Origin of the sequence: Ruegeria sp. (assembly GCF_028066395.1) — a bacterium.
GTDB lineage: Bacteria > Pseudomonadota > Alphaproteobacteria > Rhodobacterales > Rhodobacteraceae > Ruegeria.
Genome location: NZ_JALCBM010000069.1, coordinates 1,911 through 11,219, shown reverse-complemented (window position 1 = coordinate 11,219; position 9,309 = coordinate 1,911). Strand labels below are relative to the sequence as shown.

Annotated in this window: 7 protein-coding genes and 1 pseudogene; all 8 read left to right on the top strand. The window is 59.6% G+C overall.

Going from position 1 to position 9,309, the window contains the following annotated elements; all coding sequences use genetic code 11:
* Positions 1-1,872, top strand: a 1,872-nt coding sequence (locus MPJ51_RS17865) for an HYR domain-containing protein (protein WP_298389454.1), incomplete at its 5' end; no start/stop codon positions are given.
* 178 nt (positions 1,873-2,050) lie between these two features.
* Positions 2,051-3,094, top strand: a complete 1,044-nt coding sequence (locus MPJ51_RS17860) for a pyridoxal-phosphate dependent enzyme (protein ID WP_298389452.1) — start codon at positions 2,051-2,053, stop codon at positions 3,092-3,094.
* Positions 3,091-4,236: a Xaa-Pro peptidase family protein gene (locus tag MPJ51_RS17855; RefSeq protein ID WP_298389450.1), complete on the top strand. Its 1,146-nt coding sequence runs from the start codon at positions 3,091-3,093 to the stop codon at positions 4,234-4,236. The genes MPJ51_RS17860 and MPJ51_RS17855 overlap by 4 nt, the downstream gene beginning before the upstream one ends.
* The gene (locus tag MPJ51_RS17850) at positions 4,233-4,943 is read left to right on the top strand and encodes an Asp/Glu racemase (RefSeq protein WP_298389448.1); all 711 of its coding nucleotides are present in this window, start codon (positions 4,233-4,235) and stop codon (positions 4,941-4,943) included. The genes MPJ51_RS17855 and MPJ51_RS17850 overlap by 4 nt, the downstream gene beginning before the upstream one ends.
* 136 nt (positions 4,944-5,079) lie before the next feature.
* Positions 5,080-6,180, top strand: coding sequence for an ABC transporter ATP-binding protein (locus MPJ51_RS17845; protein ID WP_298389446.1), 1,101 nt, complete (start codon positions 5,080-5,082; stop codon positions 6,178-6,180).
* 103 nt (positions 6,181-6,283) lie between these two features.
* Complete coding sequence (locus tag MPJ51_RS17840) at positions 6,284-7,375, top strand: extracellular solute-binding protein (protein ID WP_298389444.1); 1,092 nt, start codon at positions 6,284-6,286, stop codon at positions 7,373-7,375.
* Positions 7,376-7,445: 70 nt separating this feature from the next.
* Positions 7,446-8,720 carry an ABC transporter permease gene (locus MPJ51_RS17835; protein ID WP_298389442.1) on the top strand — a complete coding sequence of 425 codons (1,275 nt, stop codon included), beginning with the start codon at positions 7,446-7,448 and terminating at the stop codon, positions 8,718-8,720.
* Between the two features lie 5 nt (positions 8,721-8,725).
* A pseudogene (locus MPJ51_RS17830) lies at positions 8,726-9,309 on the top strand (ABC transporter permease); the annotation flags it as partial.

The window sequence follows — 9,309 nt, the reverse complement described above, 5'->3', positions numbered from 1 at the left end:
CCGATTACCAGCCCGCATGCCTTCCCGGTGGGGGTAAGTACGGTCACCGTCACCAGTACGGATGACAGTGCAGGCAACGCGGCTGCGCCGGTCTCTTTCACTGTCACAGTATCGGATGGTGAGGCCCCGGTGATCGGAGCTATCAGCGATGTTACGGTTCCGACCGATCCCGGTCTCAGCACGGCCAGCGTGCCGTTTTCGACCACGGTGTCGGACAATGTGGATGCTGCGGGTTCGTTCACGCTGACCTATTCGCTGGGTGGCAACCCGATTACCAGTCCGCACGCCTTCCCGGTGGGCACGAACACGGTCACCGTCACCAGCAGTGCCGACAGCGCGGGCAATGCGGCGGCTCCGGTCACTTTTGATGTGACGGTGAATGTGCCGCCAAACAACGCGCCCACAGTTTCGATCGCAAGCATCGGATCGGTGGCTTCGGGCGCGCCTGTGACGCTGGTCAGCACGGCCAATGCCAATGATGTCGGTCAGACGCTGACCTATTCCTGGACCCAGACCAGCGGGCCCTCGGTTGCGCTGACCACAACGGATCAACCTGATTTGACCTTCACCGCACCGGTTTTGGCGATCAATGCCCCGGATGAGGTTCTGACGTTTTCGTTGCAGGTCAGCGATGGGATCGACACGGCAGATGCCATGGTCAACGTAACCGTGGTGGCCCAGACAGATACCGTGGCCCCCGATGCGTTGACGGCACAGACCGCTCAGGTGACGGTGAATGCCGATGGCTCTCTGACCGTTTCCGGCGTGACAGAGCCCGGCGCGACGGTGCATGCAACCTGGCCGGATGGTACGCAGCAGTCGGTCATGGCCGCTGCGGACGGGCGGTTTGCTCTGACGTCAGGCACTGTGCAGCCTGCGGGCAGCCTGACCATGGTGGTGGAAGACGCTGCGGGCAACAGGTCCTCGGCCTATACCCAACAAGTGACGCAGTTTGCGACGGTCGAGGAAATTCGTAGTGCGGTGCGGGATTTCCTCCGCTCCCGCGCGCGCCACACGCTGGCGGCTCAGCCGGATCTGGTCGGGATGATGTCGGGCACCGCCACCGGGCGTGCCAATGGTGTTGTCACCCGCAATCAGGGCAATCTGGATTTTGCCACCCGCAAGGACAAACCGGTCTGGTTCGAGGCCTCTGGCCAGTGGTCCAGCAGCGAGGGCAGTGACACCTCGTATTTCTACGGGGTGCTTGGCGGCCACGCGAAGATCAACGAGGCGTTCTGGGTGGGTGCAATGCTGAGCTTTGATGCGATCTCGGAAACCGATGGGGATCAGGATATCGACGGTCAGGGCTATATGTTCGGTCCCTACTTTGTCGCCAAGCTGCCCGACCATCCGCTTTATTTTGAAGGTCGCTATCTGTATGGGCAAAGCAGCAACACCATCAAAATCGGCACGGCACCGGACAGTGATTTCGACAGCACACGCAGCCTTGCGCAGTTGAAAATGGCGGGTGAGCTTGAATATGAAAGCCTGATCCTGATCCCCAGCCTGACGGCAAGCCATTATACGGAAAAGCAGGACAGCTTTACTGATGCGGCAAACCGTGTGATCGCTGGCCAGCGCTATGAATCCACCGAGGTCGAGCTTGGCCTGGATTTCTCCAGGACCTATGACATGTCCTATGGCACCTTCACCCTGACGGGCGGGGTGTCCGGTATCAGCGCCCATGAAAGCGGGGACAGCGTCTTTGGGTCGAACGGGGACGACAATGACGTCCGGGGCAGGGTCAGGCTGGGTGGTCAAAGTGTCATCCGTGGCAATACGGTCCTGTCGGCAGAGGCCTTCTATGACGGGATCGGAACGGGGGATTTCAGGAACTTTGGCGTCATCGCCGGTTTGCAGATGCAGTTCTAGGTCTGGACTGATTTCAACTGCCAAGCCCGGCACGCCGGGCTTGGCGCATTGATTGATCCCGGCCCGGCTGCAGGTCGGATCGGATTATGTCGCGCGCCTTGCCGTCATCCCCAAGACGTTGGTTGACAGGACCCCCTGCTATCGGCTCACGTCAACGCGCCAATATGCGGGAGGGGGCATGAAGATCATTAGCAATCCACATCGGGCGGGGCAAAAGCTGGCGCCGTCGATTCCGTACCCATCAACGGATGCCGCCCGCGTGGCCGCATTGCTGTCGCACTGCCCGGCGGCGACGAAAACGCCTCTTGTCGATGCCGGGGCGTTGGCTCCGGTGTCGCGGCTGTGGGTCAAGGATGAACGCAAGCGTATGAACCTGGGGTCGTTCAAGGCGCTTGGGGCGGCCTATGTCATTGCGCGCCATGCGGCAGAAAAATCCGACCAGCCGGGCCCGGGCACACTGGCGGGTGCAACCTATATCACTGCCAGCGCCGGCAACCACGGGATGAGCGTGGCGGCAGGGGCCAGAATGTTCGGTGCCAAAGCCGTTGTTCATATTGCCGACACCGTTCCCGAAAGCTTTGCAGATCGCCTGCGGGCTCAGGGGGCCGAGGTGGTGCGCTGCGGCGCCGACTATGCAGCCAGCATGGAGGCCGCCAGCGCGGCAGCCCGCGACAACGGTTGGATATTGTTGTCGGACAGTTCGTGGGATGGCTATTTCGAACTGCCCTATATTCTGATGGAAGGGTATGTGCAGATGGCAGCGGAAGCAGCCGAACAATGCCCCGAGGTGCCGACGCATATCCTGTTGCAGGCCGGTGTCGGCGGTCTGGCCGGGGCTGTTGCCGCCTATGCGCGAAAGGTTTGGGGGGATGCCCCGAAGATCATCGTGGTCGAACCCGAGGCCGCCCCCGCCCTGCAGGCCAGCATCGCCGCCGGGAAATGCGTTTTCGCGGATGGCCCGGACAGCGTCATGGGGCGGCTGGACTGCAAAGAACCCTCTCTGATCGCGCTGAACGGGTTGGCGCGAGATGCCGATCTGTTTCTGACCCTGTCCGATGATGATGTCTCGGCCCGGCTGGGCGCAATGGCAGAGGCTGGGCTGGAAACTACCGCCTCGGGCGGCGCTGGGCTTGCAGCCGTGATGAACGGCGAGGCCAGAAAAGCGATGTCGATCGATGAACACTCCCGGGTTTTGTGCATCCTGTCCGAGATCGCCGAATGAGGGGGTTTGAGCCATCCGAATTCGCGGCGCGCACAAAACGCGCGCAAGAATTGATGGATGCGGCGGGTCTGTCGGCGCTGTTGCTGACGACCGAAACGGATGTGCGATATTTCACCGGATATCTGACCCGGTTCTGGGAAAGCCCCACACGCCCCTGGTTTCTGATCCTCCCTGCGACGGGCAAGCCGGTGGCCGTTATCCCCTCGATCGGGGCGGCGTTGATGGGGCAGACCTGGATTGACGACATCCGCACCTGGAGCGCCCCTGATCTGCAGGATGACGGCGTCTCGCTTCTGGCCGAGGCTTTGGCGGAACTGACCGTGGCGGACGGCAAGATCGGGATGCCGGATGGTCACGAGACCCATGCGCGCATGCCTCTGGCGGATATCGAACGTCTGCGCGGCCTTCTGGGCGCGCGCAGGATTACCGGTGATCACGGCATCATCCGCCGTTTGCGCATGGTGAAATCCGCAGCCGAGATCGCCAAGATCGAAACGGCTTGCAGCATTGCGGGCCGGGCCTTTGCGCGTGTGCCTGAAGTCGCCGGGGCAGGGGTGCCGCTTGAGAAGGTCTTTCGCAAGTTCCAGATGCTCTGTCTGGAGGAAGGGGCCGATTGGGTCCCCTATCTGGCCGGAGGGGCAGAGCAGGGCGGGTATTCTGATGTGATCTCACCCGCGTCGCCGGTGCCGTTGCAGGCCGGGGATGTTTTGATGCTGGATACCGGGCTGGTTTGGGACGGGTATTTCTGTGATTTTGACCGGAACTGGTCCATCGGTCCGGCACGGCCTGACGTCAAATCCGCTTATGCCCGGCTCGTCGAAGCCTCGGATGCGGCTTTTGAAATCGCCCGGCCCGGCGCGACGGTGGCAGAGCTGTTTCATGCCATGAACACCGTTCTGACCAAAGATGCCGAAGGCACCGATGCAGGGCGGTTGGGGCATGGGCTGGGCATGTCCCTGACCGAGTGGCCATCGCTTATCCCAAGTGATGAGACCGCTCTGGAACCCGGCATGGTCCTGACGCTGGAACCCGGCATTGCTGTTGGCGGTAAGATTCTGGTGCATGAGGAAAACATCGTCATCACCGACGGCCCCCCACGCTTTATCAGCCCGCGCATCGGGCCACAGATGGTTGAGCTATGACACGCATCCCCTACACCCTTGACGCAGATGATCCGCAGGCTTCTCCGCTGGGTTTGATTGTGCTGCAGACCGACGAAACGCTGGAGCCCGAGTTCAGCGACTATTTCTCAGACCGGCAATTCCCGATCCATGTGACCCGCATTCCCAGCGGGATCGAGGTGACGACGAACAGTCTGGCGGAAATGGAAACCGCTCTGCCTGCGGCGGCTGGGCTGTTGCCCAGTGCGCGACCGTATCGCGTGGTGGGATATGGCTGTACCTCGGCAAGCTCGGTCATCGGTTCTGATCGGGTGGCGGATCTTGTCAAACAGACCTGCAATACGGCCGAGGTCACAAACCCCCTGCGCGCCGCCACGGCCTGTGCAGCGGATTTAGGTGTTTCGAAATTCGCGCTGTTGTCCCCTTATATTGAAGAGGTCAACATACCGCTGCGCCGCGCCTTTGCCGAAAGCGGCATAGACATGGATGTGTTTGGAACCTTCGGTGAAGCCGAAGAGGCCAAGGTCGTCCGGATATCCGTTCAATCCGTGATCGACGCGGCCACCAGGCTGGGGTCCGACCCGTCGGTCGAGGCGGTTTTCCTGAGCTGCACCAACCTGCGCACCCGTCAGGCCATCCCCGAAATTCACGCCCGAATCGGCAAGCCTGTTCTGTCCAGCAACCAAAGTCTTGCCTGGCACATGCGCCGCCTCAACGCTGGCTGTTGATCGTTCACACTTGTGTAGGTGGCCAAAAAAATTGCGATGCACTGTTGCAATACAAATGCCGTCCGGTCTTAACTGTCGCCTACAGATCAGTGAAATCCGACACGCCGGATAATCATTTGACGTAACAGGGGGTCTTGTGACCGATACAATGAACGACGCCGCGTTTGTCGAATTCCAACGCGTTCAAAAGTCTTATGATGGCGAAAACCTCGTCGTTAAAGACCTCAATCTGGCAATGCCCAAAGGTGAGTTTCTGACCATGCTTGGGCCGTCGGGGTCAGGCAAGACGACCTGTCTTATGATGCTTGCGGGTTTTGAAACGGCCACCCATGGGGAAATCCTGCTGGATGGAAAGCCCATCAACAACATCCCGCCGCATAAGCGCGGTATCGGCATGGTGTTTCAGAACTACGCTCTGTTTCCGCATATGACCGTTGCCGAAAACCTCTCATTCCCGCTGGAAGTCCGTAATCTGGGCAAGTCAGAGCGTGAGGAAAAGGTAAAACGCGCGCTGGACATGGTGCAGATGGGTCAATTCGGCGGTCGCCGTCCGGCGCAACTGTCCGGGGGTCAGCAGCAGCGGATCGCGCTGGCCCGCGCGCTGGTGTTCGAGCCCGAGCTGGTGCTGATGGACGAACCGCTGGGCGCGCTGGACAAGCAACTGCGCGAGCATATGCAGTTCGAAATCACCCGTCTCGCGCATGAGCTGGGGATTACCACCGTCTACGTGACCCACGACCAGACCGAAGCGCTGACCATGTCCGACCGTGTGGCGGTGTTCGACGATGGCCGCATTCAGCAGCTCGCCCCGCCGGATCAACTGTATGAAGAACCGGAAAACAGCTTTGTTGCCCAGTTCATCGGTGAAAACAACACGCTGGAAGGTGTGGTGAAATCGATCGATGGCAACACCTGCCTGATCCAGTTGGATGACGGCTCGGAAATCGATGCGGTGCCGATCAACGTGCACAATCCGGGTGAGCGTACCAAAGTCTCGATCCGGCCCGAGCGGGTCGAATTCAACAAGGACCGTCTGCACGCGGATGCGCATACCCTGACAGCGACGGTTAAGGAATTCATCTATATGGGTGACGTGTTCCGGTTCCGCATGTCGGTGGCCGGCAATGACGACTTCATCGTCAAGACCCGGAACGCACCCGACGCCATCCGCCTGACCCCCGGTCAAGAGGTCGAGATCGGCTGGCTGGCACAGGATTGCCGTGCGCTGGACGCATAGGCCAAACTGCACAGGACAAGTGCAGTACAATTGAGGGACCGGATGGCGAAAACCCGTGCGCCAACCGATCAAACCAAAAAACGGGAAGTACTGGGAGCAAAAAATGAAATCATCAATATCACTGCTGACGGTAGCGGCGTTCATGACCGCAGCCAGCGGCGCCACTGCCGAAGAAATGACCATTGTGTCCTGGGGTGGGGCATACTCCAAATCACAGCTCAAAGCCTATCATGAGCCCTATTCGGAAAAGACCGGTGTCACCATCCTGAACGACGACAGCTCGGCCGAAGCGGTTGCGAAGCTGCGCGCTATGAACGAAGCGGGCAATATCACCTGGGACGTGGTTGATGTTGTTGCGGCGGACGCGATTCGCCTGTGCGACGAAGGCCTGGCGATGGAGATCGACCCAGACACCATGTTGGCTCCGGCGCCCGATGGCACCTCGGCGGCGGATGACTTCGGCGACCTGCTGGTCAGTGACTGCTTTGTCCCTCAGATCGTCTATTCGACCACCTTCGGCTATCGCACCGATCTGGTTGGTGACACCCCACCGACAGACGTCTGTGCGGTTTTCGATACCGAGGCCTATCCTGGCAAGCGGTCACTGGAAAAGCGCCCGATCAACAACATGGAATGGGCACTGCTCTGCGATGGTGTGGCCAAGGATGATGTCTATGACGTTCTCGCCACATCGGAAGGTCAGGAACAGGCACTGGCCAAGCTGGACACCATTAAAGACAGCGTTGTCTGGTGGTCAGCCGGTGCGGACACGCCGCAGTTGCTGGCTGACGGTGAAGTTGTGATGGGTTCGACCTATAACGGTCGTCTGTTCAGCGTGATCGAAGAACAGAATCAGCCCGTCGCCATGCTATGGGACGCGCAGGTGTTCGATCTGGACGGCTGGATCATTCCGGCGGGCCTGAGCGAAGAGCGTAAACAGCGCGCGCTGGACTACATCATGTTTGCAACCGACACCCAGCGTTTGGCGGATCAGGCCAAGTGGATTTCCTACGGTCCGGCCCGTGCTTCGTCGGCACCGCTGGTGGGTCAGCACGCTGATTTGGGTATCGACATGGCACCGCATATGCCGACCGATCCGGAAAACGCCAAGAACACGTTCCTGTATAACTACGAGTTCTGGGCGGATTACCGCGACGATATCGATGCCAAGTTCCAGGCGTGGCTGGCGCAATAAGCGTCTGATTTCGTGATGCATTCGGGGGCGGAACTCCGCCCCCGGACTCAAGAAAACCCAAGGGGCATCGATGACTGACGCAAGCCAAAACGCCGGACCTATGCTGGCAGCGGATGGAACGCCGCTTAAGCAATCGCTTGCACGTTCTTTGCGGCGGCAAAAGCTGCGCGCTCTGATGCTGGTGGCCCCTTTGCTGCTGTTTGTGATGTTCTCGTTCATCATACCCATTGCGTCGATGCTGTTCCGGTCTGTGGAAAACAGCATGGTGCAGGAAACGCTGCCTCAGACGGTCGAGGCATTGCAAAGCTGGGATGAAACCAGCGGCGAACTGCCGGATGAGGCTGTCTATGATGCCTTTGTCCGGGATATGGTTGTGGCGGTCGACAACAAGACTCATACCCGTCTGGGCTCGCGTCTGAACTATGAAGAGACTGGCATGTCTTCGATGTTCCGTCGCTCGGGTCGGAAGTTGGGCAAGATGGACCCTGAGACCGATGGACCGTTCAAAGATCAGGTGATCGAAATTCACGAGGGTTGGGGTGATCCCAACACCTGGGCCATCATCAAAACCCACTCACCCGCAGTCACCAACGGTTACTTCCTCAATGCGGTCGATATGCGCCGGACACCTGAAGGGGCGCAGTCGCAGCCTGAGGACAAACAAATCCTGATCAAGCTTTTTGGCCGAACCCTGTTCATGTCGCTGGTGATTACCGGGGCCTGCATCCTGCTGGCCTATCCGGTCAGTTATCTGCTGGCGACGCTGCCGATGCGGGTGTCGAACCTGCTGATGATCCTTGTGCTGTTGCCGTTCTGGACGTCGCTGCTGGTGCGGACGTCGGCCTGGAAGGTCATGCTGCAGCAACAGGGGGTGATCAACGACACTCTGGTCTGGTTGGGGCTGGTGGCAGATGACGCGCGGCTGATCATCATCAACAACCAGATCGGCACCATCGTGGCGATGACGCATATCCTGCTGCCGTTCATGATCCTGCCGATGTATTCGGTGATGCAGACCATCCCGGATTCCTACACGCGCGCGGCGAAATCCATGGGCGCGACCAACTGGACGACCTTCTGGCGAATCTACTTCCCGCAATCGGTTCCGGGCATCGGCGCGGGGTCGATCCTGGTCTTCATTCTGGCCATCGGCTATTACATCACGCCCGAGATCGTGGGCGGCACCAAGGGTGTCTTCATCTCGAACCGGATCGCCTATCACATCTCGTCTTCGCTCAACTGGGGGCTTGCTGCGGCCTTGGGCACGATCCTGCTGGCCGTCGTGCTGCTGCTCTACTGGTGCTACGACAAGATCGTGGGCATCGATAACGTGAAACTGGGATAATCATCATGGTCGCACTTACACCGATATCCCGCAAACCCATGTCCATGGTTCTGCCCGGCGTCGCCCTTGCCGGTGCCTTTGCCGGTATCTTCGTGGGCGCCGGCAACGGGTCGGTTTTGCTTGGAATTCTGGGCGGAGCCGTTCTGATCACCGCGTTGGCATGGGTCTATATCAATGTTTTGAGGAACGAGTCCCTCGCGCGCTGGATCACCATTTCAGGCTTTGGCGCCGTGGGTTTGCTGGTCTCGGGGCCTATGGGGTGTGTGCTGGGCCTGCTGGGCGGCTGGTTCTTTGGCTGGTTCATCTATTGGCTGTACGAGGGGCGCTATCGGCGCAAGCTGCTGCCATATCTCACGGCGAAGCAGGTGTTTTACCATTACCTGTTCCGCGTGATTTGCGGGGCGATCTTTGTCTTCCTGATCACGCCGATCCTTGTCGTGCTGCCGCTTTCGTTCAACGCACAGGACTTCTTTACCTTCACCCCCGAAATGCTGCGGCTGGACCCCGAGGGATATTCGCTGAAGCATTACCGTGATTTCTTCACCAACAATGAATGGCAGCGCAGTTTCAAGAACTCGCTGATCATCGC

What these genes read in the sequence shown, in the direction of transcription:
- MPJ51_RS17850 (WP_298389448.1), top strand. Translation starts at nt 4,233, where the DNA reads ATGACACGCATCCCCTACACCCTTGACGCAGATGATCCGCAGGCTTCT.
- MPJ51_RS17840 (WP_298389444.1), top strand. Translation starts at nt 6,284, where the DNA reads ATGAAATCATCAATATCACTGCTGACGGTAGCGGCGTTCATGACCGCA.
- MPJ51_RS17835 (WP_298389442.1), top strand. Translation starts at nt 7,446, where the DNA reads ATGACTGACGCAAGCCAAAACGCCGGACCTATGCTGGCAGCGGATGGA.
- MPJ51_RS17860 (WP_298389452.1), top strand. Translation starts at nt 2,051, where the DNA reads ATGAAGATCATTAGCAATCCACATCGGGCGGGGCAAAAGCTGGCGCCG.
- MPJ51_RS17855 (WP_298389450.1), top strand. Translation starts at nt 3,091, where the DNA reads ATGAGGGGGTTTGAGCCATCCGAATTCGCGGCGCGCACAAAACGCGCG.